This window comes from Cryobacterium soli (assembly GCF_003611035.1).
GTDB lineage: Bacteria > Actinomycetota > Actinomycetes > Actinomycetales > Microbacteriaceae > Cryobacterium > Cryobacterium soli.
In genome coordinates, this window is record NZ_CP030033.1 from 2045869 (window position 1) to 2069709 (window position 23841).

Genomic DNA, 23841 nt, shown 5'->3' on the forward strand with positions numbered 1-23841 from the left:
CCGATCCCGCCCGCAGCTTGTCGTGCGGACAGAACCGAGCCTGGAGGGTCACGCGGTGAGGGTACTCGACCTGCTCGATCGCACGGAGCTCGGCCTGTCCGTGGCCTGGGCCGAACCCGCGATGCTCGAACGCGAGGTCAAGGGCTCGTACATCATCGACCTGCCCCGCCCGGGACGGTTCCTCTCCGAGGGCGACCTGGTCCTGACGGGCGCCCAGTGGGCCACCGGCCCGGCCAGCGCCGAGATCTTCATCTCCGAGCTGGCCGAGAAGAACGTCGCCGTGCTCGTCGTCGGCCGCATCCTCATCGGCGAGATCCCCGACTACGTGGTCACCGAGTGCCGCAACCGGCACATCGTGCTGCTGACCACCTCGGCCGACGTCTCGTTCAAATCGATCAGCCATTACATCGAATCCGCCGTCAGCGCCGACGCTGGGTCCGACTCGCGCGGCCTGGGCTTCACCCGCGACCTGCTCGACAGCCTCGCCTCCGGGCAGGGCGCCCAGGGCGCGCTGCGCATGTTCTACACCGAATTCGCGGTGGACTGCTGGCTCCTGGAGGCTGACGGCACCGTCACAGCCATGGTGGGCCAGGCGCCCCGTACCGAGCGCATCGGCGAAGTCTGGAACGCGGCACTGGCCGCTCCGGCGGATGTCCTCGTGCTGCCCGACGAGAGCGGGCGACCGTCCTCTGTCTATCCGATCGTCGGCGACACAGCCGCCGGTTTCCTCGTCTGCCTCGGCGACCACCGCACGTTCTCGCCCGAGATCGACCGGGTCATGCGCACCCTCGTGCTCGTGATCCGGGTCGAACTGGAGCTGGCCAACGACCGTCGACGCGCCGCCGAACGGCAGGTCGAAGAGCTGGTCGGTGCCCTGGCGAATGGCAGCTTTGCACCCGACGAGGCCGCCGCACGGTTGCGCCTGCTCGGCGCCGACCCGAACCTGCCCGTCACCGTGATCGCCGCCACCGTCGACGACGCCGGCTACCCGGCCCGGGCCGTGCTCGAGGCGGTCACGGGCATGCTCGCCGGGGCCGGGTATCTCCTCGTCGGCACCGAGCGGGGCGACGCGTTCGCCGAGTCGGCCACCGCAGCCACCGCCCCCACGACGGATGCCGGCACCGAGGTGGTCCTCCTCGTCAACGGGCCTGACCCTTCGGCTGACTCCCTCGCGCACCTGCTGGCCCGCCCGGCCGACCGCCAGCATGCTCTGCTCGGCTCCAGGCGCCTGCGCATCGGCATCAGCGACCCCACCACGAGCGTCGGCCAGCTCACCATGGCCGCGCACACGGCCCGGTCCCGGATGCGCTCGATCGCCGGCCCCGGGCCCATCCGGTGGTCGGCGGGCGCCAGCCCGCCTTCCCACGACGCCCTGCTCGCGCTGCTGCCCGACCGGGCGCGCCAGAGCTTCGCCCAGGCGCTGCTGGCCCCGCTCATGGAGTACGACGCCCGGCACGGTTCGGAGCTCGTGCACAGTCTGCGCGCGTTCCTGGACGCGGGGTGCGCCTGGCAACAGGCCGCCGGAGATCTGCACGTGCACGTCAACACGCTGCGCTACCGCATCGGCCGCATCGAGACGCTCACCCAGCGTGACCTCACCGGGATGCGCGACCGGGTGGACTTCTATCTGGCCCTGGAGAGCATGAGCCCGCCCGACGCCTGACCCCGTCTCTGCCGGCTCAGACGGCGGCGAAGACCAGGTTGGCGATATCGTGCGCCGCCGGGTCGGGCCGGCGCAGGAACCGCGGTGCGAGCACCTCTTCCACCACGATCTCCGTCACATAGTGCACGGTGCCGCCCAGCAGATGCCCGGCGTACCCCTCGGCCGATCTGGCCTTCATACCGATGGCGACATGCACGTGGATCTGCACAATCTGGCTGTCCGCATCCCACGCGATCGTGCCGGAGCCGGTTCCCTCGACATTCGTCACCCGCACGGAATCCTTGAGCGGGGCATCCTCGTCTTCGATGGGCTGGCAGGTGCCGATCAGCGAGACCTCGGTGAACGCGCCGAGGAACACCGGGAGGTAACCCTGTTGGATACCGTGGGCCGCGCAGGCCTCGGCGAGAGCGCCGAGAATGTCATCGCCGGGCTGCAGCACGACCGCGAAACGGCGGCCGCCGACCAGCTCGGTACTGAACATTCTGGGTCCCTCCGTCGTGCCTGACCTGGGTGCATGCCCGGGCGCCGGGGACGGTTTCCGCCGGGGCCAGTCGAGCTAAGCACAGTTGCCCCGGCCGGGCCTTCGTAGGATCCTTCAACGTTGACGGCCCCCGTCGTGCCCCCGTTCATCGGTTCCTCCGAGGGGTAATACGTTCGGCATCCGGCGTAACCGCACCGAAACCTGTTCATTCGATCGACCAAAGACCCGCCACCTGCGACACGGTTTTCTTGTACAGACCGCGATTGCGCCGCCCCGCGCCGGCTTGCTTGACTGGAGGCACGCCCCACCCCTGGGTATTCCCGTCATCGCGGCACCGGCCGCTCTCCCCCGCTCGTGAAAGTTGCCATCATGCCCGCTGTGCCTCGTTTCGACCGCGCTGAACGGTTCCTCCGCTGATGGGCGAGATCTCCGGCATCGCCGTCTGGGACGGCCACACCGCCCGCGGCGCCAGCCGGCTCAGCTGGGACGCCGACAACATCGTCGCGCTCGAACCGGCCACGGATGCCGACGCCTCGCTCGCCGAGTACAGCATCATCCCCGGCCTCGTCGACACTCATGTGCACCTCGGAGCATATTCCGGCGAGCGGTCCGTCGACTGGTCCACCTGGCCGCTGATCACCCCGGCCGAGGAACGCGTCTTCCACATCGCCGCGAACGCCCAGCGCGCCGCCCGGTTCGGCGTGACCACGCTGCGCGACCTCGGCGGCGACGCCACGCACCTGGCGGTCAGCCGCATCTTCGACGAGGGCATCCAGGCCGGCCCCCGCATCCTTGTGCACGGGCAGGTGGGCATGACCGCCGGGCACGGCGACCTGTTCGTGCCCCCGCACTACCCGCACCGTCCGCCCGTGGCCGACAGCCCCGACGAATGCCGGAAGCTCGTGAGGCAGTGGGCCCGCAGCGGCGCCCACGGCGTGAAGATCTACACCAGCGGCGGAGTGCTCTCGATGGGCGACCGGGTGGGCTGGCGCAACCAGACCAACGCCGAGATCGCCACCACCATCGACGAGGCGCACGCTCTGGGCATGCTCGTGGCGGCGCACACCCACAGCACCGTCGGCGTCGACATCGCCCTGGCCGAGGGCGTGGACTCCATCGAGCATGGCACCGGCATCACGCCGGCCCACTTCGACACCCTGCTCGAGCGCAACCTGCCCATCGCCCCCACCCTGATGATCAACGACGCCATCGCCGACGGCCGGGTGAACGTGCCCGCCGAGGCCCGCGAGAAGGCCAAGGAGGTCGTCGCCCAGCGGAACGCCGAGTTCACCGGAGCCGGGGCCGCCGGCATCCGCTTTGTGCTCGGCACCGACGCCAACGGCGTCATGGTGAAGTTCGGCGACCAGCTCGAGGAGGTGCGCCTGATGCGCCAGATGTTCGGCTGGAGCGCCGACCGGGCCCTCCGCGCCGCCACCTCGGACGCGGCCGACGCGATCGGGCTGGGCGCAAGGGTCGGCACCCTCGCCGCCGGTTTCGGCGCCGACTTCGTGGTGCTCCGCGGTCATCCGGCCGAGAACCTCGACGACTTGCACACCGACAATATCGTCGCCGTCGTGTCCCGCGGCCGGCTGGTCTTCGGCGAACTACCCGGCGGCGCCGGATCCCACTAGGCCTGCACCCTCCCCACCCCACAGCCCCCGGCCCGGCCGGTCCCCCCGGAATACCCGCACCACCCGCAGCACAGCACAGCTCCCTCCCTGCACCCGCACCCGCACCCGCACCGCATTCAGCTCGTGAAAGGCACCCCGCAATGTCCCGCAGCACTCCCACGTTCTCCCGCTGGGTCGCAGCGCCCGTCGCCGCCCTGGCGACGGTCGGCCTGCTGGCCGCCTGCAGCACCCCGCTCGCCTCGGCCAAGGACACCGTGATCTTCGCGATCAAGGAAGACCCCACCTGCCTCGACCCGCAGCAGACCTCGCTGACCACCGCGTTGAACATCGGCCGCCAGGTCGTGGACTCGCTCACCGACCAGAACGCCGACACCGGCGAGATCGTGCCGTGGCTCGCCGAGAGCTACGAGACCAATGACGACCTCACCGCGTTCACCTTCACGCTGCGCGACAACGTCACCTTCAGCGACGAGACCCCGCTCACCGCCGGAGTCGTCAAGGCCAACTTCGATGCCCTCGCCGCTCTCGGCTCGGCGGCCTCGCTTGCCTCGCAGTACCTCGCCGGCTACGAGAACACCGTCGTCACCGACGACACCACCCTCACGGTGAACTTCTCCACCCCCAACGCCCAGTTCCTGCAGGGCACCTCCACCATGACCCTGGGCCTGGTCGCCGAGGCCAGCACCGCCGCAACGGCCGAGGACCGCTGCCAGAGCGTCATCGGCTCCGGCCCGTTCGTCTACGACTCCTACGTGCCCAACGACTCCCTCGTCATCGTCAAGCGCGACGGATACGACTGGGCGTCCACCCTGCGCGAGCACACCGGTGAGGCGCTCGTGAGCACCATCGAGTTCCCGATCATCACCGAGAACGGCGTGCGCACCGGCGGCCTGGAGTCCGGCGAGTTCGACATCATCCAGGACCTCCCGTACGCCGACGAGGCGCGCTTCGACACCGACGACTTCACCCTCTACGCCAAGGCGAACACCGGCGTACCGAACAGCCTGATCCCCAACACGAGCCGCCCGATCGTCTCCGACGACGCCGTGCGCCACGCCATGCTGCTCGGCACCGACCGGGAAGAGATCAAGACCCTCACCGGAGCCGCCACCGCCGAACCGCCTACCAGCGCTCTCACCTCCTCCACCACCGGCTACGTCAGCCAGGCCGACGCCATGGAGTACGACCCCGAGGCCGCCGAGAAGCTGCTCGACGATGCCGGCTGGGTCCTGGGTTCCGATGGCATCCGTGCGAAGGACGGCGTGAAGCTCAGCGTCTCGGTCACGGCGTTCTACGCCCAGGACGTGCTGGAGACCGTGCAGATGCAGCTCAAGAAGATCGGCATCGACCTGCAGCTGAACATGGTCACCGCCGGTGACTTCTTCGGGGTCATCGCGAGCGGCGACTACGACTTCCTCGGCGCCGCGCTCACCCGCACCGACCCGGATGCCCTGCGCGTCCTGTTCTCGCAGGCCGCCTCGTCGCACTGGGCAATCGTCGACAACGCCGAACTCGAGGGTGTGCTCACCGAGCAGGCCAAGACCGCCGACCCGGATGCGCGTGCCGCCCTGGTCGAGCAGGCGCAGGAGCTCATCATCGACAACGCGTATCTCATCCCCACCCTCGAGACCACGCAACTGCACGCGTCGGTCGCGAACGTCGGCGGTGTCACCTTCGACTCCGCATCGCGCATCGTGCTCTACGACGTGCGTATCGCCGAGTAACCCCTCGGGCGGGCGGCGCTGCTCCAGCAGCGCCGCCCGCCCGCCTGTTCGTCCCCCGCACTTTCGATCCTGACGAGGTAGTGAACCGTGGCACCATCCCCCAGAGACCGGCTGGGCACCGTCGTGCGTTATCTCGGCCCCAAGCTTGTGCAGTTCGCGTTCGTGATCTGGGCCACGTACACGGTCACCTTCCTGCTGATCCACTTCCTGCCCGGCGACCCGGTCCTGGCGGCGCTGTCGCTCAAGGGCGGCGACGCCACGACCACCGACCCCGCCGAACTCGCCGCCTTGCGCGCCCAGTACGGCCTGGACGGCTCGCTCTGGCAGCAGTACATCGGCCACTTCCTCTCCGCCCTCCGCGGGGACCTCGGCGTGTCGATCGCCACCGGCCAGCCCGTGGCCGACATGGTCGCCCGCGCGTTGCCCAACACGGCGGCCGTCGCCGTGCTCGCGCTCGTGCTCGGCGTCGTGACGGCCGTCGTGATCACCTTCCTGGCCTTCGTGAGCCCGTGGCGGTGGCTCCGCCAGACCCTCCTGCAGATCCCACCGCTGGGCGTGGCCACCCCCGCGTTCCTCAGCGGCCTGGTGCTGGTCAGCGTGTTCTCCTTCGGGCTGGGCTGGTTCCCCTCCTCCGGCAGCCGCAACCCGCTCGGCGTGGTGCTGCCGGCCATCACCCTCGCGCTGCCCGTCGGCGCGATCTTCTTCCAGGTCTTTTCCGCCGCCGTACTCGAGGCCATGGCCGGCCCCTACGTGTTCACCGCCGTCGCCAAGGGACTGTCCACCCGCACCATCTTCCTGCGGCACGTGCTGCGGAACTCCCTGCTGCCCTCTGTGACCATCCTGGGCCTGCTCATCGGCTACCTCGCCGGCGGCACGGCCGTGGTCGAGACGGTCTTCTCCCGCGACGGCATCGGCCGCATCACCGTCGACGCAGTGCTGGCCCGTGACACCAACGTCATCCAGGGCGTCGTGATCGTCGTGGCCCTGGTCTACTCGGTCGTCAACCTCCTCGTCGACCTCTCCTATGGCGTGATCGACCCGCGCACCCGGCCCGCACTCGGCGGCCGCCGCACCGGTACCGGCCGGGCCGGCTCCCCGCAGGCGGATTCCCCGCAGGCCGGCGCGACGAGCGTCGACGCCGCACGAGACAAGGCGGTCATCGAATCATGAGCACCACCGAACAGCCATCGCTCGCCCGCCGCCTTCCCCCGGCGCTCCGCACCGCGCTCTCACCCGGGGTACTGCTGGCCGGCCTGATCGTGCTGGCCGCGCTGGCCATGACGCTCCTCCCCGGCGCCATCGCCACGCACGATCCCTACACCGGCATCGCGGCCGACCGGTTGCTCGCGCCCAACGCCACCTACCTCTTCGGCACCGACCACCTGGGCCGCGACTTGTTCTCCCGGGTCGTGCACGGCGCGTTCCTCTCGCTCGCCTCCGCAGGCACGGCCGTGCTGGTGGGCGTGATCGTCGGCGCCCTACTGGGGCTCATCTCCGGCTTCGTCGGCGGCACCCTCGACTTCATCGTCATGCGCTTCATAGACGTGCTCATCGCCGTGCCGAGCATCCTGCTCGCGCTGATCGTGGTCGCCACCCTCGGCTTCGGCCCGTGGTCGGTCGCCCTGGGCGTCGGGCTCGGCGCCGCCGGGTCGTTCGCCCGCATCATGCGCTCCCAGGTTGTGCGGGTGCGCAACGCCGAGTACGTCGAGGCCGCGCGCACTCTCGGTGTGCGGTGGCCGGGCATCCTGTTCAGCCACATCCTGCCCAACGCCGGCCGCCCGGTGATCGCGCTGGCCGCCCTCGAGCTGGGCACCGCCATCCTGGCCGTCTCGGCGCTCAGCTTCCTCGGCTTCGGCGCCCAGCCGCCCGAACCCGAGTGGGGCGCGCTCGTCTCGGGCGGCCGCGACTATGTGGCCACGGCCTGGTGGCTGAGCATCCTTCCCGGCGTCGTCGTGCTCGCTGTCGTGCTCGCCGTGAACCGCCTCGCCCGTCTGATCGGAGGAGACCGATGACAACGACCGACTCCGGCGCGGCCCTGCTGCGCGTGACCAACCTGCAGATCGACTACGACACCCGGTCCGGCCTCACCCACGCCGTGCGCGGCGTCGACTTCACCGTGGCGCCCGGCGCCATCGTCGCCGTCGTCGGTGAGTCCGGCTCGGGCAAGAGCACCATTTCGCAGGCGCTCGTGCGCCGGCTGCCCGACGGGGGCCGCATCGTCTCCGGCACGATCGAGTTCGCCGGCCGGGATCTCACCGCGCTGCCGGAACGGGCGCTGCGGCGCATCCGCGGGGCCGAGATCGGTTTCGTGCCGCAGGACCCGAGCAACTCGCTCAACCCGCTCATGAAGGTCGGCGAGCAGATCGCCGAGAGCCTGCGGCTGCACCGGGGGCTGGGTCGCGCCGAGGCGGCCACCGCCGCCGTGCGCATCCTCGACGAGGTCGGCATCCCGGATGCCTCCAGTCGCGCCGGCCAGTACCCGCACGAGCTCTCCGGCGGCATGCGCCAACGCGTGCTCATCGGCGTGGCCTGGTCGTGCTCGCCGCGGCTGGTGATCGCCGACGAACCCACGAGCGCCCTCGACGTGACCGTGCAACGGCATGTGCTCGACCGCCTCGAGACGCTGGCCAGGGAGCAGGGCACCGCGGTGATCCTGGTCACCCACGACCTCGCGATCGCCGCCGACCGGGCCGACCACATCCTGGTCATGCAGGCCGGCCGCATCGTCGAGCAGGGCACCCCGGCGGATGTGCTCGGCACACCCTCGCACCCATACACGCGGGAGCTCGTGGCCGCCGCGCCCGGTCTCACCAGCGGCCGGCTGGCCCCGCGCCCGGCGACCGCCACGGACGACCCGGCTGCCGCCGCCGCGCGCGCCTCGCTCACCCTGGCGTTCCGCGCCTCTGCCGCCGCCACGTCCGCCGCGGACATCCTCGTCGTCGACGGGCTGACCAAGACCTACACCCTGCGCCAACCCGCCGGCGGGCCGCAGACCCTCACGGCCGTGGACAACGTGTCGTTCGCGGTGCCGCGCGGCAGCACCTTCTCGATCGTCGGCGAGTCCGGGTCGGGCAAGACCACCACGGCGCGTATCGCGGCCCGGATCGTGGCCCCCGATTCCGGCCGGATCAGCTTCGACGGCCAGGACATCAGCACCGTGGCCGGCGAGGAGTTGCGGCAGCTGCGCCGGCGCATCCAGGTCGTCTATCAGAACCCGTTCGGCTCGCTGGACCCCACCATGTCGGTGGAGCGCCTCGTCAGCGAACCACTCCGGGCGTTCCGGATCGGCAGCCGCGCCCAGCGCGCGGGAGCGGTGCGTGAGCTGCTCGCCGCGGTGCGCCTGGACCCGGCGCTCGTGGACCGCCGGCCCAGCCAGCTCTCCGGCGGCCAGCGCCAGCGGGTCGCGATCGCCCGGGCCCTGGCACTCGGACCCGAGCTGCTCGTGCTGGACGAACCCGTCTCAGCGCTCGATGTCTCGGTGCAGGAACAGATCCTGCAACTGCTGGTGGACCTGCAGGTGGAGTTCGGGCTGAGCTACCTGTTCATCTCGCACGACCTCGGCGTCATCCGGCAGGTCTCCGACCGCGTCGCCGTGATGCGCACCGGACGGATCATCGAGCAGGGTGAGGCCGCGGCCGTGCTCTCCGCTCCGGCCGAGGAGTACACCCGCGAACTGGTCGCGTCCATCCCCGGCCGCCGGCGCAGCTAGCGCCACCCACGCAGATCGAGAGTCGTATATATTGACAGGTATCGATTCATTTCCCGCGAAGGAAGCTGCCATGCCTGACACCGACACGACGCCCGCCGCCAAGCCCACGGTTCTGTTCGTCTGCGTGCACAACGCCGGCCGCTCGCAGATGGCTGCGGGCTACCTGGCCGCACTCTCCCACGGGCAGGTCGAGGTGCTCTCCGCGGGCTCAGAGCCCAAGGACCAGATCAACCCCGTCGCGATCGCGGCCATGGCCGAGGACGGCATCGACATCGCCGACAACGTGCCCAAGGTCCTCACGGTCGAGGCCGTCAAGGACTCCGACGTCGTGATCACGATGGGCTGCGGCGACGCCTGCCCCATCTTCCCCGGCAAGCGCTACGAAGACTGGGAACTGGCCGACCCGGCCGGCCAGGGCATCGAGGCGGTGCGCCCGATCCGCGACGACATCAAGGCGCGGATCGAGAAGTTGCTCGCCGAGATCCTCCCGCCGGCCGTCTGACCGGTGCGCGTCAGGCGCGACTGACCGGGATCTTCGCCTTGGTGGCGGGCTGCTCGGCCACGGGCACCCGCACCTCGAGCACTCCGTCCCGGTAGCTCGCCGAGACATCCGAGTCCTTGCTGCCGCTGGGCAGCGGCACGTCCCGGGCGAACGAGCCGTACCGGAATTCGGTGCGGTAGCCGCCTTTCTCCTTGTGCTCGGTGGTCTCCTGGCGCTCGGCCTGGATGTGCAGCACCCCGTCGGACACCGTGATGTCCACATCCTTCTCCGGGTCGATGCCGGGCATCTCGGCCTTCACGACGAGCGTGTTGCCCTCCTGGTATTCCTCCACCCGCATCGCGGCGGCGTCCCAGTCGCCCTCGAAAAAGCGTCGCACCGAGTCGGGCAATTCGAATCGATCGCGACGCGCTACTCCACCAGCCATGATGCATCTCCTTGAGTCGGGTCCGGTTGTCGCTGCACACAGTACCCCCGCCCTCCGGCCCACGCAGGGGCCGCTCAGAGCAGGTGCGCCTCACGCAGGTCCGACTTCAGCCGCGGAGTGACCGGGTCGACGATGTCGTCGTACTCGCGGTGACCGCGCAGGTACGCGGCCGTGAACGGGCAGATCGCCACGACCCGCAGCCCGCGTGCGCGCACGTCTGCGAGCGCGCCGGACACCAACGTCGAACCCAAGCCCTTGCCCGACTGATTCATGTCGATCTCGGTGTGCACGAAGACGCGCTGGGCGCCGTGGTCGACGTACGTCGTGGAGCCCACCCGCTCACCGTCGAGCAGCAGCACGTAACGCCGCTCGTCCTCGACAAGTTCTACCGTGCGCAGCTCGCCGCCGCCGGCACCGTCCTCGGATTGTGATGGGATACTCATCCCCCCAGTGTGCCCATCGCGGCGCAGGATGCAAGTACCGCCGTCAGGTCTCGCGGTGCCCACCCTGGTCAGCCGACGGCATCCGACCCGGTGGCGCTGACGGCGGGCACGGTCTTGCGCGGCGCCCGGCGGAACGTGGAGCGCTTGGGCTGTTCCTTGAGCTGCTTGCGCACGTCGTCGAGGATCTCGGTGACGGTCATCAGGTCGGCATGGCTGAGCCGATCGAAGAGCATCTCCCGCACCAGGCTCACATATCCGGGGATACCCGCCCGCAACAGGTCGAGGCCGGCCGGCGTGGCGTGGGCGATCACCGACCGCTCATCGTCGGGGGCCGGTTCGCGCCGCACCAGTCCCTTCTTCTCGAGCTGGCCCACCTGGTAGGTGAGTCCGCTGCGGGAGACCGTGAGGGCGTCGGCGACATCCGTCATGCGCCGGCCATCCGAGCCGGCCTCGCCGACGCGGAGCAGAATCTCGAACTGCGCGAGCGTCAACCCCACCGAGTCACGCAGGTTCCGGTCCGCCGCGTACTGCACGATGTTCGAGGTCTCGAAGAGGGCCGCCCAGGCACGCATCTCATCGGCGGAGATGGAGGGTTCGGGAGTTCCCATGGTCGGTCCTTCGGCTGGCGGGCGTATAGTTGTTTCGAATACGAAGCACTTTGGAGAGGTGCTCGATTCGAGCACTGACTCCAGTGTCCTCCGATCAACCCGAAAGAAGACAATCATGACCACCGCCATTTACACCGCCTCCGCCACGTCCTGGGGCGGACGCACCGGCAAGGTCGTCACCAGCGACAACAAGCTCGACCTCGACCTGTCGATCCCCAAGGACATGGGCGGCGACGGCGGGCCGGGCACCAACCCCGAGCAGCTCTTCGCCAGCGGATGGGCCGCCTGCTTCCACAACGCGCTCAAGGCCACCGCGCGCCAGAGCAAGATCGACGTCTCGGAGTCGGCCGTCACCCTCACGGTGAACCTGGTCGGCAGCATGGCAGCCGGCCTGGACTTCGAGGTCACCATCGAGGCGCAGATCCCGGGCGCCGACCCGGTCACCGCCCAGGCCGCCATGGAGGCCGCCCACGCGGTGTGCCCATACTCGCGCGCCACCCGCGGCAACCTCAACGTGGTGCTGAGCGTCGTCACCGACGAGGACTAACCGTCACCATCTGGTCCACGCCCGGACACGTGCACCCGGTACGCCGGGTGCATTTGTCCGCTGCGGCACCAGTCCTCCCGGCGGGGCGGATGCGTTCACCCCGGGGCGTCGGTTGGCACGCCGGCCGCGAAGGGCCTAGCGTCACAGGCATGACTGTGAGTCCGACCGGCACGACGAGCACCCCTGAGCATCCGAGCTCCGCCGGCACCACGGGCGGCGCGGCGCCCGGCAGCGGCGGCGCCGACCGCCGCGAGCGACTGCTCGACCGCGTGGTGGACTACGTGCTGGAGAACGGCATCGCCGACCTCACCCTGCGCCGCCTGGCCGACGCCGTGAGCTCGAACAACCGGATGCTGCTCTACTACTTCGGCAGCCGGGAGGAGATCATCGTCGCCGCGCTCACCGCGGCCGAGGCCCGCTTTCCCGGCATGCAGCAGATCCTGCTGCGCCTCGACGATTCGGCCGTGCCGCTCGGTGAGCGCCTTCCCGCCACCTGGGCGACCATTGCCGATCCGCTGAACCTGCCCTTCCACCGGCTCTTCTTCCAGGTCTTTGGCCTGGCCGGGTTCGAGCGCGACCGCTACGCGGACCTCCTCGGCACCATCGGCACCGAGTGGGTCGACCACGTCGCGGCCGCCATCGCGGCGGAGGGTGTGCCCGCCGTCGAGGCGCTGTCTTTCGCCCACGAGACCGTCGCCCTCTGGCGCGGGCTCCAGGCCACCCTCATCGGCGGCGGCGACCGAAACGCGGTCGACCAGGCCGCGCAGGCCGGCACGCAGGCGTTGCTCGCCCGCATCCGCTTCACTGCCGCGCACTGAGCACACGCCGGGGCGGGGCGACTCCTCCCCCGGCCAATGTTAAGAGTCTGTTTCGTGGCTGGACAGCGATATGAACCATTTGGTTCAATCGGTGCAGAGGGCCACACGGGCCCGGACGAGACGGGATCCCACCATGAAGCAGATGCACCTGGGCGTCTTCGAGGTCGCCGGGCCGCAGGTCGGCGGCACTCTGAGCTGGCCGCACCCGCGCAGTGACTCGCTGCGCTTCCACGAGTTGGAGCACTGGATCCACATCGCGCAGGTGCTCGATGCGGCCGGGTTCGACTTCCTGTTCTTCGCCGACGGCTACGGCTTCCCGTCGATCGACGGTGACCTGCCCGACCTCGCGGTGCGCGGCGGCATCAACTTCCCGGCCCTCGACCCGGCCCTGATCATCCCCACCCTCGCCCATCTGACCGAACGACTCGGCTTCGTCGTCACCTCCTCCACGGGCCTCGACCACCCGGTGCAGACGGCCCGGCGCTTCGCCACCCTCGACCACCTCACCGGCGGGCGCATCGGCTGGAACATCGTCACCGGCGCATCGCAGAACACCGTCGCGGAACTCTTCGGGCACACCGAGATGACCGGGCACGACGCCCGCTACGACCAGGCCGACGAGTACGTCGACCTGGCGCTCACCCTCTGGGAGGGCTGTTGGGAAGACGACGCCCTGATCGGCGACAAGACGGCCGGCGTCTTCGCCGACCCGGCCAAGCTGCACCGCATCACCTACGAGGGCACGCACTTCCGCTCCTCCGGCTACTTCACCGTGGACCCCTCGCCCCAGCGCACCCCGGTGCTCTTCCAGGCCGGCACGTCGGCCCGCGGCCGGGCCTACGCCGCGCGCAACGCGGAGTGCGTGTTCGTGCAGGGCACCACCGTCGAGCAGACCCGGGTGAACGTCGCCGACATCCGCGCCCGGGCGGCCGAGAACGGCCGTGACCCCCGGGGCATCCGCGTGATGGTGGGGGTCACGGTCACCGTAGCCGCCACGCACGACGCGGCCGTGGCGCTACGCCGCGAGTTCGACGAGCTGCAGACCGACGAGGTCGTGGCCGTGCTCTACGCCGGCAACACGGGTATCGACCTGCTCTCCCTCGACCCGACCCTGCCGCTCAGCCAGCTGCAGGATGGCGCGGGGCCGGCCGGTCAGATGGGCCAGAGCAACATCGACAGGTTCCTCGGCACCGACGGGCGCCCGGCTCCCACCGTGCGAGAGATCCTCGATCAACTCCGCGGTCGCGGCACCCGCGGTTTTCAGGTGGTCGGCAGCCCTGCCGAAGTCGCCGACCAGCTCGAGCAGTTGATGGACGACACCGACCTCGACGGCTTCCTGCTCGAGCCCATCTTCGACCCGGCCGACCTGGAGGACTTCGCGGCGCTCGTGGTGCCGGAGCTCCGTCGCCGGGGCCGGATGCCCGCGGCACCGGGAACGGGCACCCTGCGCGAGCAACTCACCGGCACCGACGACCCGCACCTGGCCGGTGAGCACCCGGGCGCCCGGTTCCGGGTCACCCCGCCGCTGCCGGCATCCGTCCCGTAGCGCGTGAGGCTGGCTTCACCCCCATCGGGCATTTCCCCAGAAAGGGGATGCTAGCCTCCGGGTTCGGCAAGAAGAGGGGGTCCGACCATGTCCAGACCACGGCAGCAACACACCGGGATCGCCCGCCATGGCCGGTTGACACCTGCTCGACCGGTGCGCACGGCGCTCGCGTTCGTGGCCCTGAGCCTGGCCGTGATCCTGGTGAGCGGGGTGGCGGTGGCCGGGCTCGCCTTCTGGCAGTTCACCAGTACCGTCACGGCGAACTCCATCGACCTCAACGGCACGGATGTGCCCGACGCGGCTCCCTCGATCGGCAGCTACGAGACCGGCTTCAACATCCTCATCGTCGGGGTCGACAACGACTCCGAGCAGGGCGGTGCCTACGGCGAACGTGACTCCACGCTCAACGACGTCAACATCCTGGTGCATGTCTCCGCCGACCACACCAATGCCGTCGTGGTGAGCATCCCACGCGACCTCATCGTGGCGCACCCCAGCTGCACCGACATGAACACCGGCGAGGAATACAGCTCGATGTCGGCCCGGCCCGTCAACGAGGCCATGTCCCGCGGCGGCCTGCCCTGCGTGGTGACCACGATCGAGAAACTCACCGGGCTGGAGATCCCCTTCGCGGGCCTGGCCTCGTTCGACGGGGTGGTGCGCATGAGCGACGCCGTCGGCGGCGTGCCGATCTGCCTCTCCGAGGCTATCGACGACCCGCTCGCCGACCTCAACCTGCCCGCAGGCACGAGTGTCGTCTCGGGCTCCACAGCCCTGGCGTTCCTGCGCAGCCGCCACGGCGTGGGCGACGGCAGCGACCTGTCGCGCATTTCCTCGCAGCAGATCTACCTGGCCTCCCTGATGCGCACCGTTCAGGGCGACGGCACCTTCACCGATCTGCCCAAGCTGTTCTCGCTCGCCACCGCAGCGGCCACCAACATCAAGCTGTCCACGAACCTCGCCCACACCGACACCATGGTGTCGATGGCCCTGGCGCTCAAGGACATCGATCTGTCCCGCCTGGTCTTCGTGCAATACCCCGGCACGACCGAGGACCCGAACTTCCCGAACAAGGTGGTGCCGCTGCAAGACCTGGCCGACACGATGTTCGCCAAGATCCTGGCCGACGAACCGTTCTCCCTGGCCGCAGACGAGCCGGAGCCCACCGACGAGCCGACGACCGACGCCGAGGCTCCGGTGGAAGCGGATGCGCCGGTCGTCGAGGCCGCACCCGAGGTGCTGAGCGGGCTCACCGGCCGGACTGCCGAGGACCAGTCCTGCGCCCAGGCCTTCAGCGGCTGAGCCGCGGCGCGTCACCGGACCAGGTGATTCACCGGCCCCAGCGGTCGGCCATCTCCTGCGCCAGAGGGCGCAACTGCTCCCAGCGCTCGGGCACGACCAGCCCCGGCAGCACGAACGACCACATCTCCACCAGCCGCTGCATGAGGTCGGCGCGGCCGGTGAGCACCCCGGAGACCACTTGCACCCCGGTGAACGCCGGGCTGATGAAATGCGCGGCGGCGGTCACGTCCAGGTCGTCGCGCACGTCGCCGTCGAGGATCGCCCGGCGCAGCAACAGCTCGCAGGCGGCCATCCAGTCCTCGTAGGGGGTCACGACGGGCGTCGACAGACTGCTCGACTCCATGGTCAAACGGATGCCCGCACGCGAAACCGCGTCGTCGCGCACCTGCTTTCCCAGTTCGAAGGTCAGGCGCATCAAGACGTGAAGGCCGGGCTGGTCACTGTGCAGCAGGTCGTCGCCCAGCGCGAGCGCCCGCTCGTGTTGGGCGTCGATGACCCCCCAGGCCAGCGCCTCCTTCGAGTCGAAGTGGAAGTACAGCGCGCCCTTGGTTAGACCGGCAGCCTCACAGATATCGGCCATCGAGGCGCCACCGTAGCCGCGCACGCCGAAGACGTCGGCGGCGGCACGGATAATCGCCGCACGGGTTTCCACGGCACGGGCCTGCCTGGTCATGATGCTCCTCGCGTCGAGACGGGCATCCGGGGGAGGCGCCAGGACCGATTGCGTCATCGTCCGACATTGAATCATACCGTTTGGTATGCTTTCGGGAGGCCGGGCGAATATTCCGGGGGGAACCTGTTCTCCCGGCCGACAGCATCCAGCACAGCACGACTGCAGCACCGCACGACCGCCCCGCGTTGACGCCGGGCACCATCTGCCGGGATCGAGGGGAAACCGACGAATGACAGTGATCAGGACGTTTATCGAAACCGCGGGGGCGCTCCCCGAGCGGAGCAACGTGCTCGACGGCGCCGGGGTCGACGGTGCCAAGCTGGCGGCCCTGATCGGCCTGACCCTCCTCGGTCTGGCTGCGCTGGGCGCGATCGCGCTCGTGGTGGCGGCCCTCGTGCAGGTGGCCCAGGCCGTACACCTCAGCGAACCGGCCCGGTCACGCTGGGTACTGGCCGTGGTCTTCGCGCCCGTTTTCGGCGCGCTGGCCTGGTTCGCCGTGGGCAACCGCCTGCAGATGGGCTGACGCCCGCTCGGGCGTCACGCCCGCGGTCGCACCACGAGCACCGGGCAGTCCGCGTGCCGAACGCACTGTTCGCTCACCGAGCCCAGCAGCATCCCGGCCAGGCCGCCGCGCCCCCGCGAGCCCACCACGAGCATCCGGGACCCCCTGGACACCTCGATGAGCGTCTTGGCCGGCGCACCCAACGCCACCCGGTACTCGACGTCGACGCCCGGATGAGCCGTCACGGCCGCCCGGGTATCCGCCGTGAGCCGGCTCCGCACCGCGGCCGCGTAGTCGGAATACGACGAGACGTAACCGAATTCCCAGTTCGCCGGCCGGGGCGCGGTGTCGATCGACCAGGCCCGCACGATCGTCACGGGTGCCGAGAGTCCGGCAGCGAGGTCGAGGGCCACCGCCAGGGAACGGTCGGCATCGGCCGAACCGTCGTGTCCGACCACGATGCCCGCGCGGGGACCGGGCTCCTGGGCCGGTTGCGCCGCGGCCTCGGCGTGCACGTCGGCCGCGTCCCCCGTTTCCGCCTGCGTCCCTGGCTCTCGCCCAGCAGCGCTGTCGCTTGTGCCCGTGTCAGCATCCATGATGACCTCCCGCACGCAGAAGGCGGTCGCTCCGACTTCCGGTGGTGTCCCCATTCAACCGCTCGGCGCCGGCCGCCGGAAGAGCGCGGCATGTTTCCGGCCGCAAATTCCGGCCCCGACCGGCCTGGCCGTTCCGGCCGGACCAAGCATGGGAGCGTCCCGGCAGGCCGTCAGAGCGGTCAGCCGAGCAGCGACCGGCCGCCGAGGAGAGCCTGGCGGCTGTCCAGCCGCAACTCGAGTTCACTCATCACCATCGCCGCGAGGTCCGTGAGGGTGGCCTGCTCGGCGGGTGTGAACTCGCGCGGCACGTAGTCGATCAGGCAGAGCGCACCGAGATTGTGGCCATCCCGGGAGGTCAACGGCACGCCGGCGTAGAACTGCAGGCCCATCTCACCGGCAACCAGCGGGTTCGCCAGCGCCCGCGGGTCGCTCCGGGCATCGGTGACCACCCACGGTTCGGCCTGCAGGATCGCCGAGGCGCAGAGGCCCGCGTCGCGGTCGATCTGCTCCACGGTGAGGCCGTGCCGGGACTTGAACCAGATCCGGTCGTAGTCCACCACACTGACGAGCGCTATGGGCACCTGGAAGATTCGCGCCGCCAGGGCGGTGATGCGGTCGAAGGCACCGTCCGGCGGGGTATCCAACAGATCGTAACGGCGCACCGCCGTCATGCGGCCCTCCTCGTCTGAGGACTCGGGGGCGCCGGGCCGCACGATGGGCCGGGTGGCCGCCAGCTGCACGGGGACGCCGGCGCGGTGGCGGCCGGAGGCACCGATGATCAGCTGGCGCAGGGCCAGAACCAGGTCGTGCACGAGTGGGCGGTCGCGCGGGTCGCGAGCCGTCATGGCTCCGATCAGCCCGGCCCAAGCGGCCGGCACGGCAGCGGGAATTTCCGGGTCGTTCATCAACCGGGCCAGCGCGGAGGGCACGGCGGCGCCGGGGAACGCGACCACGCCGGTGAAACACTCCAGCAGCACGAGGCCGAGAGCGTACACATCGCTGGCCGGGCCGACCGGGTCGCCCGTGGCCTGCTCCGGGCTCATGTAGTGGGCGCTGCCGGTCGCGGAACCTTCAGCGGTGAACCGCTCGGACTCGGCGAGCAGCGCGATGCCGAAGTCGGTGAGCTTCGCGCGGGTGCGGGAGTTGTCGCCGTTGTAGTCCACGAGCAGCACGTTGGCCGGTTTGATGTCGCGGTGCACCACCCCGCGGGAGTGGATGTACTCCAGGCCCTCAGCGAGGTCGTAGGCGAGTTGAGCGATCTGCCGCACAGGAAGGGGACCGCGGGCGAGCTTGCGCTGCAGGTCGGCACCCTCGACGAGCTCCATGACGAGGTAGATGCGCGGCCGGGTGGGATCGCTGCGATCGACGGCGGCGTCGAGCAGGGTGACGAGGCTGTGGTGGCTGAGCGAGGCGAGGATGTTGACCTCGTCCTCCTGGCGGCGCACATCGGCCGGAGCCGTGGCATTGGCGAGGAAGATCTTGATGGCCACGTTGCGGCCCAGGAACTCGTCGGTGGCCTTGTAGACGGCACCCATTCCGCCCTGGCCGATGAGCTCGATCAGCCGGTACCGCCCGCGCAGCAAACCTGTCGCTGCCCCGTTCTCCGGCACGTTCTCCGCCTTTCCTGACGAGCAATCTTATCCGGCGCGGCACCCCCGTTCGTGTGCCGGCCGGGGCCCGGTTCGGCAATCGTTAGGTGGCCGTAATACATTCGCCGCCGCCGCGACCGCCGGCTTCTCGCAGGCGCCTCCCACCCGCCCGCCCTGCGGCTTCGCTAGTGTCGAACAATGAGGTTCTTCGAGCGCCACCGTTTGTCCGCGCTCGCCACCGCCGCGCTTCTCATCGTGATCCTGGGCGGGGCCGCATTGATCACGTCGGCCGTCCGCGCGGAGCCGGCTACCGCCGACGCCGCCGCACCGGTGGTCCCCGTCGCGACGGACACGATCGACCTCGCCGGATTCGAACCGGGCCGCATCCTCAGCGACTACAGCTTCTACAACGCCGCGGCCATGACCGAGGCCGAAATCGAGACCTTCCTGCAGTCGCGCAGCTGCATCCGCACCGATTCCTCCCCCTGCCTCTGGGAGTACCGCGAGACCACCACCGACGTGCCGGCCGCCGGCGCCGGCCACTGCGCCGCGTACACCGGTGCCGCCAACGAGCACGCCAGCCGCATCCTCAGCAAGGTCGCCGAGGCCTGCGGCATCAGCCCCCGCGTGCTGCTGGTGCTGCTGCAGAAGGAGCAGTCGCTGCTCAGCCGCCCCACCGAGTCCGGGTACCTGCGCGCCACGGGTTACGGCTGCCCCGACACCGCCGATTGCAACGCGGACTACTTCGGCTTCTTCAACCAGGTCTACAACGCGGCCTGGCAGTTCCGGCAGTACACCCAGGAGCCCGATCGCGCCTACAAGATCGGCGCCGTCGACGTGGGCTACAACCCCGACGCCGAGTGCGGCGCCAGCACCGTCGACATCCAGAATCAGGCCACCGCCAACCTGTACAACTACACGCCGTACCAGCCGAACGAGGCCGCCCTGGCCGACCCCGACAGTGACGGCGACGGATGCTCCACCCACGGCAACCTCAACTTCTGGCTGTTCTACACGGCCTGGTTCGGCCCCGGCGGAACCGACCCGTACCCCGATGTCTTCGACGCCTGCCTGAATTACGCGCACGGCCAGGACTGCCGGGTGCCCGAACTGATCCCCGCCCAGTAACCGGCACCGCGAGCACCAGCACCGGAGAAGGAGTACCCCGTGGACCAGACCCCCGCCGGCCGCCACCTCGTCTACCAGACCAGCCTGATGAGCGCGCTGCTCGACGGCATCTACGACGGTGACACCACGGTGGCCACCCTGCTCGAGCACGGCGATTTCGGCCTGGGCACGTTCAACGCGCTCGACGGCGAGATGCTCATCCTCGACGGCGTCTGCTACCGGATGCGCGCCGACGGCACGGTGACGCCGGCCGCGGCCGACGACCTCACCCCGTTCGCGGTCGTGACGGAGTTCGTGCCCAGTGTGAGCATCCGCGTCGACGAACCGATCACCCGGGACGAGGCGGTGGCGCTCATCAACGAGACCATGCAGTCATCGAACTACCTCTATGCGGTGCGGCTCACGGGTGAGTTCGACTGGGTGCGGGTGCGGGCCGTCGAGCGACAGGAGAAGCCCTACCGACCGATGAACGAGGCCATCCGGGGCGAAAAGACGATCGAATTCGGGCGTTCGGCCGGCGTCGTCGCCGGATTCCGCACCCCGCTCTACGGGCAGGGCATCGGCGTGCCAGGCGGCCACGTTCACTACATCGACGCCGCGCATCGACACGGCGGCCACGTGCTCGATTTCGCCCTGCTCTCCGGCACCATCGACATCTGTATCGGCACCGACCTGCATCTCGAGCTGCCGCTCACCGCCGAGTTCAAGAACGCCGAGCTCAGCCCTGACGACCTCGCCGCCCAGGTCGACCAGGCCGAGAACCGCCGCTGAGGGAGCTCGACAAGCTCGATCAACGATGGGGCGATCAACCATCACACCCGAAGCTCGTCAGGACGCGGTCTGGTACCCGGGCCACAGCGCCACATCCAGCCCGCGCTCGAGCTTGGCGATGGTCTCCATGTCTGGCCAGGCCCGGCCCTCCAGAATCCCGATCAGGGTCGCGTGGTTCATCCCGCAGGCCTCCGCGGCGCTTCGAATGCTTCTCTCCCCGATAGCCCGGCGCAGATTGGCCGCAAACACTCGGGCCACCTCCCCGATCGCGTCGCTGGCGGGCCCATCCGGCCACGCCGTGACCAGCTCATTGGGCTTCAGGCGCATGGTGCGAGACATTCCCCCAGCGTAGGCCGCCGCCCGGCCCTGCCCGAACGAAGCGGTGCCAACACGCTGCACCACCCAGCAGGTCGACTCAGGGCGTCCACCACGGCCGCAACGGCAGCTCGCCGACACCGCCCTGCTTGCCCGGCCTGGTCAACAGAATCTGATGCAACTGGATGCCGTTGCTCTCGAACCCGAGCCGAGACCCTGCCATGTACAGACCCCACACCTTCGCGGTGGGGAGCCCGACCTCGGCGACCGCCTCATCCCAGTGCTCGACGAGGTTGGCACACCAATCGCGCAGCGTCATCGCGTAGTGCGGTCTCAGGTTCTCGTCGTGCAGCACCTCCAGGCCGATGTCCTGGGCATCACTGATGATCCGGCCCGATCCGGTGAGCTCCCCGTCGGGGAAGACGTAGCGATCAATGAAACCGCGCGCCTCGGGCAGTTTTCGGTTCTCGGGCCGGGTGATGCTGTGATTGAGCAGCAGCCCGCCGGGGCGCAGCCGGGATTGCAGAAAGCCGAAGTATGACGGATAGTTGCGCAGGCCGATGTGCTCGAGCAGCCCGATCGAGGACACCGCGTCGAATCCCGTCTCCGTGACGTCGCGATAGTCGCCGTACCGAACCTCGGCCAGGTCGCTCAAGCCCTCGTCTGCGATGGCGCGACGCGCCCACCCGGCCTGCTCGGTCGACAGCGTCACACCGGTGGCCCGCACGCCACGGCGTGCGGCGTAGCGCACCATGCCGCCCCAGCCGCATCCGACGTCGAGCAACCGGTCGCCCGGTGTCAGCCGCAACTTCTCGAAGACGAGCCGGTACTTGTTCTCCTGCGCCTCCTCGAGTGAGGCGCTCCCGCGGGGGTAACACGCGCAGGTGTAGGTCATCGACGGCCCGAGCACCAGCTCGTAGAAGGTGTTCGAGACGTCGTAGTGGTGGTGGACCGCCTCCGCGTCACGGGTCTTGCTGTGCCGCAGTCCCCCGGCGATCCTGCGCCATCGGGGCTGAGCTTCCTGGGGAGGCGGCGCTATCGGGCGCAGGTGTTCGACGCCGACGGAGCGGATGATGTCGACCATCGTCCGCACCGGTGGGCGGATGAAGATGAGGCTGTCGGCGAGGGCTTTGAGCAGTTCATAGGGGTCCCCGGGGTGCACACCGCGGATATCGAGGTCGCCGGCGATGTAGGCGCGGGCGAGACCGAGGTCTCCACGGCCGGTGGCGAGGTAGCTCGTGCCGCGCGGGGTCTTCAGGTCCAGTCCGAACGACGCGTCAGGCGGTCCTGCGGAACTCCCGTCGTAGGCGGTGAACCGCAGCGGAAGCCGACCGCCGGCCAAGATCTCCAGCACCTCGGCGAGTGAGTACCTCCCCGCCGTTCTCGCTTTCCCCGTCGTTACCGCCGGCGACGGCGAGGTCGTCGAGCGGTCCTTGAACGTGGTCATCGTCGTTGCACCGCCTTGGCATAGAGGTCGAGGAGCCGGGAATCAGGGTCGTAGGTGTTTTTCACGGCCCGGTAGCTGTCCCCGCCATAGAGTTCGTCGAACTCCTCCCGGGAGTAGTAGGAGTCGGAGTACAGCGACTTGTGCCCGTCCAGCTCGCGGACCCTGCGTTCGATGAGGCGGTTCGTCGCCCCTTCGGTGGCGCCGACCGGCACCGTGGACCAGAAGCCGACGTTCACGTAGCTCTGCCGGGGCCGGATCGGGTAGAGCGGCCAGCTGTTCTCGCCCTGCAACCGCAGAGGGCACAGCCAGATCGGCGTGATCGGCACGGTGTCCAGGAACCAGTCCAGGAAATCAGCGCATCGCCCTATCGGCACCTCGATGTCCTGCACGACGCGTTCGCGTGGTGGTCGGCCGCGAATCTTCTCGATGTGATCGCCGATGTGGAACCGTTGTTCGTATTTCATCAGATTCCCGTAGACGCTGCTGCGCCGGTAGCGTCGTGGCCAGAGCCTGCGGATCTGCGGATTCTGTGCACCGAACGCCTCCGAGCACCAGAACCAGTCGGTGTCCCACCGCCAGAGGTAGTCGTGGACGGTGAGGCGGTCATCCGTCACCCCGGTGTCGTGCCGGATGGAGCGATAGTAGATCTGCTGGCCGGTGTAGTCGCTGACGGACCCGGGCGCACCGGTCTTCCGGCCGAGGCAGAGATAGCTTTCCGCCGTGCCGAACACCACGCCGTCGAGGTAGTCGACCCGGTCCCCGTCGAAGCTCCCGGTCTCGATGATGTCCTGCATGGCCCTGACCAGGTCGAGGAGCGAGTGGAAGCGCACGTGGCTGATCGCGACGAACGGTTGGACGGGTTCGAGTGCGATGCGCAAGCGCACCGCGTAGCCCAGGGTTCCATACGAGTTGGGGAAGGCTTGGAACAGATCGGAGTGCTCGTGTGGGGATGCGGTGAGCACCTCGCCGGCGCCGGTCAGGATGTCCATCTCCAGCACCGATTCGTGCGGCAGGCCGTTGCGGAACGACGTCGACTCGATGCCGAGGCCGGTGACCGCACCGCCGAGCGTGATGGTCTTCAACTGAGGCACCACCAGCGGTGCCAGTCCAGACGGAAGGGTCGCGGCAACGAGGTCCTCATAGGTGCACATGCCGGCCACGTCGGCTGTTCGTGTCTCTGCGTCAATTGCGATGAGGCCGGTCAGCCCGGAGGTGTCCAGGCCCCGCTCGCTGGTGTTGACGCGTGCCCGGAACAGATTCGACGTGGGCTTGGCCAGCCGGATCGGGGCACCGTCGGGTACGTCCCGATAGCTCTCGAGAAGGCGCTCCACGCCAACGGCATGAGCGCGCTTCGCATCGACAAGAGCGGGCACGCCCACACGATAGCCCGCGGTCGCCCCGCCCGCGACGGGCATCCACCCT

24 protein-coding genes are annotated in these 23841 nt (G+C 69.5%); 14 read left to right on the forward strand and 10 right to left on the reverse strand.

Features of this window, described 5'->3' with window-relative positions; translation table 11 throughout:
* The first annotated feature begins 55 nt into the window (after positions 1–55).
* Positions 56–1663, forward strand: a complete 1608-nt coding sequence (locus DOE79_RS09325; protein WP_162942689.1) for a helix-turn-helix domain-containing protein — start codon at positions 56–58, stop codon at positions 1661–1663.
* 16 nt (positions 1664–1679) lie between these two features.
* Here DOE79_RS09325 and DOE79_RS09330 read toward each other — a convergent pair whose 3' ends face one another.
* Complete coding sequence (locus tag DOE79_RS09330) at positions 1680–2144, reverse strand: PPC domain-containing DNA-binding protein (protein WP_120338270.1); 465 nt, start codon at positions 2142–2144, stop codon at positions 1680–1682.
* Between the two features lie 416 nt (positions 2145–2560).
* Between DOE79_RS09330 and DOE79_RS09335 the strand changes: the two genes are divergently transcribed.
* From DOE79_RS09335 to DOE79_RS09360, 6 genes are all read left to right on the forward strand, one after another.
* The gene (locus DOE79_RS09335; RefSeq protein ID WP_120338271.1) at positions 2561–3775 is read left to right on the forward strand and encodes an amidohydrolase family protein; all 1215 of its coding nucleotides are present in this window, start codon (positions 2561–2563) and stop codon (positions 3773–3775) included.
* Between the two features lie 140 nt (positions 3776–3915).
* Positions 3916–5499 carry an ABC transporter substrate-binding protein gene (locus tag DOE79_RS09340; RefSeq protein ID WP_120338272.1) on the forward strand — a complete coding sequence of 528 codons (1584 nt, stop codon included), beginning with the start codon at positions 3916–3918 and terminating at the stop codon, positions 5497–5499.
* An 87-nt stretch (positions 5500–5586) separates the two neighbouring features.
* Positions 5587–6669: an ABC transporter permease gene (locus tag DOE79_RS09345; RefSeq protein ID WP_220094305.1), complete on the forward strand. Its 1083-nt coding sequence runs from the start codon at positions 5587–5589 to the stop codon at positions 6667–6669.
* Positions 6666–7511, forward strand: a complete 846-nt coding sequence (locus tag DOE79_RS09350; protein WP_120338273.1) for an ABC transporter permease — start codon at positions 6666–6668, stop codon at positions 7509–7511. The genes DOE79_RS09345 and DOE79_RS09350 overlap by 4 nt, the downstream gene beginning before the upstream one ends.
* Complete coding sequence (locus tag DOE79_RS09355; RefSeq protein ID WP_120338274.1) at positions 7508–9208, forward strand: dipeptide ABC transporter ATP-binding protein; 1701 nt, start codon at positions 7508–7510, stop codon at positions 9206–9208. The genes DOE79_RS09350 and DOE79_RS09355 overlap by 4 nt, the downstream gene beginning before the upstream one ends.
* Before the next feature lie 70 nt (positions 9209–9278).
* Entirely contained in the window at positions 9279–9710 is a 432-nt protein-coding gene (locus DOE79_RS09360; RefSeq protein ID WP_120338275.1) for an arsenate reductase ArsC, read from the forward strand.
* A 10-nt stretch (positions 9711–9720) separates the two neighbouring features.
* Here DOE79_RS09360 and DOE79_RS09365 read toward each other — a convergent pair whose 3' ends face one another.
* The 3 genes from DOE79_RS09365 to DOE79_RS09375 all read right to left on the reverse strand — a co-directional run bounded on the left by DOE79_RS09365 (position 9721) and on the right by DOE79_RS09375 (position 11185).
* Entirely contained in the window at positions 9721–10134 is a 414-nt protein-coding gene (locus DOE79_RS09365; protein ID WP_120338276.1) for an Hsp20/alpha crystallin family protein, read from the reverse strand.
* A 74-nt stretch (positions 10135–10208) separates the two neighbouring features.
* Positions 10209–10577, reverse strand: coding sequence for a GNAT family N-acetyltransferase (locus tag DOE79_RS09370; protein ID WP_120338277.1), 369 nt, complete (start codon positions 10575–10577; stop codon positions 10209–10211).
* Between the two features lie 68 nt (positions 10578–10645).
* Positions 10646–11185 carry a MarR family winged helix-turn-helix transcriptional regulator gene (locus DOE79_RS09375; RefSeq protein WP_120338278.1) on the reverse strand — a complete coding sequence of 180 codons (540 nt, stop codon included), beginning with the start codon at positions 11183–11185 and terminating at the stop codon, positions 10646–10648.
* 115 nt (positions 11186–11300) lie between these two features.
* Here DOE79_RS09375 and DOE79_RS09380 point away from each other — a divergent pair, with 115 nt between their 5' ends.
* The 4 genes from DOE79_RS09380 (at position 11301) to DOE79_RS09395 (ending at position 15398) form a co-directional block, all read left to right on the forward strand.
* On the forward strand, positions 11301–11732 hold the full coding sequence (locus DOE79_RS09380; protein WP_120338279.1) for an Ohr family peroxiredoxin: 432 nt from the start codon (positions 11301–11303) through the stop codon (positions 11730–11732).
* A 149-nt stretch (positions 11733–11881) separates the two neighbouring features.
* Positions 11882–12550 (forward strand): TetR/AcrR family transcriptional regulator, encoded by a 669-nt coding sequence (locus tag DOE79_RS09385; protein ID WP_120338280.1) that lies wholly within the window; start codon positions 11882–11884, stop codon positions 12548–12550.
* A gap of 133 nt (positions 12551–12683) precedes the next feature.
* On the forward strand, positions 12684–14096 hold the full coding sequence (locus DOE79_RS09390; RefSeq protein ID WP_162942690.1) for an NtaA/DmoA family FMN-dependent monooxygenase: 1413 nt from the start codon (positions 12684–12686) through the stop codon (positions 14094–14096).
* Between the two features lie 87 nt (positions 14097–14183).
* Positions 14184–15398 (forward strand): LCP family protein, encoded by a 1215-nt coding sequence (locus DOE79_RS09395; RefSeq protein ID WP_120338282.1) that lies wholly within the window; start codon positions 14184–14186, stop codon positions 15396–15398.
* A gap of 28 nt (positions 15399–15426) precedes the next feature.
* Here DOE79_RS09395 and DOE79_RS09400 read toward each other — a convergent pair whose 3' ends face one another.
* A complete protein-coding gene (locus DOE79_RS09400) occupies positions 15427–16071 on the reverse strand; it encodes a ScbR family autoregulator-binding transcription factor (protein ID WP_120338283.1) in 645 nt (214 codons plus the stop codon).
* A 229-nt stretch (positions 16072–16300) separates the two neighbouring features.
* Here DOE79_RS09400 and DOE79_RS09405 point away from each other — a divergent pair, with 229 nt between their 5' ends.
* Positions 16301–16594 carry a PLDc N-terminal domain-containing protein gene (locus DOE79_RS09405; RefSeq protein WP_120338284.1) on the forward strand — a complete coding sequence of 98 codons (294 nt, stop codon included), beginning with the start codon at positions 16301–16303 and terminating at the stop codon, positions 16592–16594.
* A 14-nt stretch (positions 16595–16608) separates the two neighbouring features.
* Here DOE79_RS09405 and DOE79_RS09410 read toward each other — a convergent pair whose 3' ends face one another.
* Entirely contained in the window at positions 16609–17169 is a 561-nt protein-coding gene (locus tag DOE79_RS09410; RefSeq protein ID WP_120340250.1) for a universal stress protein, read from the reverse strand.
* A 179-nt stretch (positions 17170–17348) separates the two neighbouring features.
* Positions 17349–18779, reverse strand: a complete 1431-nt coding sequence (locus tag DOE79_RS09415) for a protein kinase domain-containing protein (RefSeq protein WP_245977243.1) — start codon at positions 18777–18779, stop codon at positions 17349–17351.
* Positions 18780–18956: 177 nt separating this feature from the next.
* Here DOE79_RS09415 and DOE79_RS09420 point away from each other — a divergent pair, with 177 nt between their 5' ends.
* Both DOE79_RS09420 and budA read left to right on the forward strand, forming a co-directional pair.
* Positions 18957–19886 carry a hypothetical protein gene (locus DOE79_RS09420; protein ID WP_120338285.1) on the forward strand — a complete coding sequence of 310 codons (930 nt, stop codon included), beginning with the start codon at positions 18957–18959 and terminating at the stop codon, positions 19884–19886.
* Positions 19887–19925: 39 nt separating this feature from the next.
* Entirely contained in the window at positions 19926–20657 is a 732-nt protein-coding gene (budA, locus tag DOE79_RS09425; protein ID WP_245977245.1) for an acetolactate decarboxylase, read from the forward strand.
* A 57-nt stretch (positions 20658–20714) separates the two neighbouring features.
* Here budA and DOE79_RS09430 read toward each other — a convergent pair whose 3' ends face one another.
* The 3 genes from DOE79_RS09430 to DOE79_RS09440 form a co-directional block, all read right to left on the reverse strand.
* The gene (locus tag DOE79_RS09430; protein ID WP_162942691.1) at positions 20715–20996 is read right to left on the reverse strand and encodes a helix-turn-helix domain-containing protein; all 282 of its coding nucleotides are present in this window, start codon (positions 20994–20996) and stop codon (positions 20715–20717) included.
* A 76-nt stretch (positions 20997–21072) separates the two neighbouring features.
* Positions 21073–22419 carry a class I SAM-dependent methyltransferase gene (locus tag DOE79_RS09435; RefSeq protein ID WP_120338287.1) on the reverse strand — a complete coding sequence of 449 codons (1347 nt, stop codon included), beginning with the start codon at positions 22417–22419 and terminating at the stop codon, positions 21073–21075.
* Complete coding sequence (locus DOE79_RS09440) at positions 22416–23792, reverse strand: FAD-binding oxidoreductase (RefSeq protein ID WP_245977247.1); 1377 nt, start codon at positions 23790–23792, stop codon at positions 22416–22418. The genes DOE79_RS09435 and DOE79_RS09440 overlap by 4 nt, the downstream gene beginning before the upstream one ends.
* Between the last annotated feature and the right edge of the window lie 49 nt (positions 23793–23841).

What these genes read in the sequence shown, in the direction of transcription:
- DOE79_RS09330 (WP_120338270.1), bottom strand. Translation starts at nt 2,144, where the DNA reads ATGTTCAGTACCGAGCTGGTCGGCGGCCGCCGTTTCGCGGTCGTGCTG.
- DOE79_RS09335 (WP_120338271.1), top strand. Translation starts at nt 2,561, where the DNA reads ATGGGCGAGATCTCCGGCATCGCCGTCTGGGACGGCCACACCGCCCGC.
- DOE79_RS09340 (WP_120338272.1), top strand. Translation starts at nt 3,916, where the DNA reads ATGTCCCGCAGCACTCCCACGTTCTCCCGCTGGGTCGCAGCGCCCGTC.
- DOE79_RS09350 (WP_120338273.1), top strand. Translation starts at nt 6,666, where the DNA reads ATGAGCACCACCGAACAGCCATCGCTCGCCCGCCGCCTTCCCCCGGCG.
- DOE79_RS09355 (WP_120338274.1), top strand. Translation starts at nt 7,508, where the DNA reads ATGACAACGACCGACTCCGGCGCGGCCCTGCTGCGCGTGACCAACCTG.
- DOE79_RS09360 (WP_120338275.1), top strand. Translation starts at nt 9,279, where the DNA reads ATGCCTGACACCGACACGACGCCCGCCGCCAAGCCCACGGTTCTGTTC.
- DOE79_RS09365 (WP_120338276.1), bottom strand. Translation starts at nt 10,134, where the DNA reads ATGGCTGGTGGAGTAGCGCGTCGCGATCGATTCGAATTGCCCGACTCG.
- DOE79_RS09370 (WP_120338277.1), bottom strand. Translation starts at nt 10,577, where the DNA reads ATGAGTATCCCATCACAATCCGAGGACGGTGCCGGCGGCGGCGAGCTG.
- DOE79_RS09375 (WP_120338278.1), bottom strand. Translation starts at nt 11,185, where the DNA reads ATGGGAACTCCCGAACCCTCCATCTCCGCCGATGAGATGCGTGCCTGG.
- DOE79_RS09380 (WP_120338279.1), top strand. Translation starts at nt 11,301, where the DNA reads ATGACCACCGCCATTTACACCGCCTCCGCCACGTCCTGGGGCGGACGC.
- DOE79_RS09385 (WP_120338280.1), top strand. Translation starts at nt 11,882, where the DNA reads ATGACTGTGAGTCCGACCGGCACGACGAGCACCCCTGAGCATCCGAGC.
- DOE79_RS09390 (WP_162942690.1), top strand. Translation starts at nt 12,684, where the DNA reads ATGAAGCAGATGCACCTGGGCGTCTTCGAGGTCGCCGGGCCGCAGGTC.
- DOE79_RS09395 (WP_120338282.1), top strand. Translation starts at nt 14,184, where the DNA reads ATGTCCAGACCACGGCAGCAACACACCGGGATCGCCCGCCATGGCCGG.
- DOE79_RS09400 (WP_120338283.1), bottom strand. Translation starts at nt 16,071, where the DNA reads ATGACCAGGCAGGCCCGTGCCGTGGAAACCCGTGCGGCGATTATCCGT.
- DOE79_RS09405 (WP_120338284.1), top strand. Translation starts at nt 16,301, where the DNA reads ATGACAGTGATCAGGACGTTTATCGAAACCGCGGGGGCGCTCCCCGAG.
- DOE79_RS09410 (WP_120340250.1), bottom strand. Translation starts at nt 17,169, where the DNA reads ATGGATGCTGACACGGGCACAAGCGACAGCGCTGCTGGGCGAGAGCCA.
- DOE79_RS09420 (WP_120338285.1), top strand. Translation starts at nt 18,957, where the DNA reads ATGAGGTTCTTCGAGCGCCACCGTTTGTCCGCGCTCGCCACCGCCGCG.
- DOE79_RS09430 (WP_162942691.1), bottom strand. Translation starts at nt 20,996, where the DNA reads ATGTCTCGCACCATGCGCCTGAAGCCCAATGAGCTGGTCACGGCGTGG.
- DOE79_RS09435 (WP_120338287.1), bottom strand. Translation starts at nt 22,419, where the DNA reads ATGACCACGTTCAAGGACCGCTCGACGACCTCGCCGTCGCCGGCGGTA.